The 1627-nt window shown below is 51.9% G+C and carries 1 rRNA gene; it reads right to left on the bottom strand.

Annotation, left to right across the window (positions count from 1 at the left end):
- Positions 1-8: 8 nt before the first annotated feature.
- Positions 9-1482, bottom strand: a 16S ribosomal RNA gene (locus PG840_RS16610).
- Positions 1483-1627 lie beyond the last annotated feature (145 nt).

Genomic DNA, 1627 nt, shown 5'->3' with positions numbered 1-1627 from the left:
TTCCTTAGAAAGGAGGTGATCCAGCCGCACCTTCCGATACGGCTACCTTGTTACGACTTCACCCCAGTTATCGGTCCCACCTTCGGCAGCTCCCTCCTTACGGTTGGGTCACTGACTTCGGGCGTTACCAACTCCCATGGTGTGACGGGCGGTGTGTACAAGACCCGGGAACGTATTCACCGCGACATGCTGATTCGCGATTACTAGCGATTCCAGCTTCATGTAGTCGAGTTGCAGACTACAATCCGAACTGAGACGTTATTTTTGAGATTTGCTTACCCTCGCAGGCTCGCTTCCCTTTGTTTACGCCATTGTAGCACGTGTGTAGCCCTGCTCATAAGGGGCATGATGATTTGACGTCATCCCCACCTTCCTCCAGGTTATCCCTGGCAGTCTCTCCAGAGTGCCCATCCAAAATGCTGGCTACTGAAGATAAGGGTTGCGCTCGTTGCGGGACTTAACCCAACATCTCACGACACGAGCTGACGACAACCATGCACCACCTGTCACCGGTGTTCCGAAGAAAAGGCATCATTACATGCCGGTCACCGGGATGTATTAAACCACATGCTCCACCGCTTGTGCGGGTCCCCGTCAATTCCTTTGAGTTTCATTCTTGCGAACGTACTCCCCAGGTGGACTACTTATTGCGTTTGCTGCGGCACCGAAGAGCTTTGCTCCCCGACACCTAGTAGTCATCGTTTACGGCGTGGACTACCAGGGTATCTAATCCTGTTTGCTCCCCACGCTTTCGAGCCTCAACGTCAGTCATCGTCCAGTAAGCCGCCTTCGCCACTGGTGTTCCTCCCAATATCTACGCATTTCACCGCTACACTGGGAATTCCACTTACCTCTCCGACACTCTAGCTGCATAGTTTCCAAAGCAGTCCCGGGGTTGAGCCCCGGGCTTTCACTTCAGACTTACACAGCCGTCTACGCTCCCTTTACACCCAGTAAATCCGGATAACGCTTGCACCATACGTATTACCGCGGCTGCTGGCACGTATTTAGCCGGTGCTTCTTAGTCAGGTACCGTCATTTTCTTCCCTGCTGATAGAGCTTTACATACCGAAATACTTCTTCGCTCACGCGGCGTCGCTGCATCAGGGTTTCCCCCATTGTGCAATATTCCCCACTGCTGCCTCCCGTAGGAGTTTGGGCCGTGTCTCAGTCCCAATGTGGCCGGTCACCCTCTCAGGTCGGCTACTGATCGTTGGCTTGGTAGGCCGTTACCCCACCAACTACCTAATCAGACGCGGGTCCATCTCATACCACCGGAGTTTTTCCCACTGAGCCATGCGGCTCCGTGGTCTTATGCGGTATTAGCAGTCATTTCTAACTGTTATCCCCCTGTATGAGGCAGGTTACCCACGCGTTACTCACCCGTCCGCCACTCAGTCACAAATAAGTGCTTCGTTCGACTTGCATGTGTTAAGCACGCCGCCAGCGTTCATCCTGAGCCAGGATCAAACTCTCGTTAAAAATGTTTGTATCCGGGTCAGAATCGCTTGGCAATTCTGTTCCTGTTTACTGTTCTGGTTCGACATCTTTCGATGTCCGTTCTTGAAAAATCTCTTTAAAGAATTTTCAGGGTTTGTTGTCTATTGTTCAGTTATCAATGTTCTTT

The sequence above is a fragment of the Coprococcus sp. AM97-35 genome, from assembly GCF_027697525.1.
GTDB lineage: Bacteria > Bacillota > Clostridia > Lachnospirales > Lachnospiraceae > Allocoprococcus > Allocoprococcus comes.
Note: the sequence above shows the minus strand (reverse complement) of the source record. Positions and strands in the feature narration are given on the sequence as shown.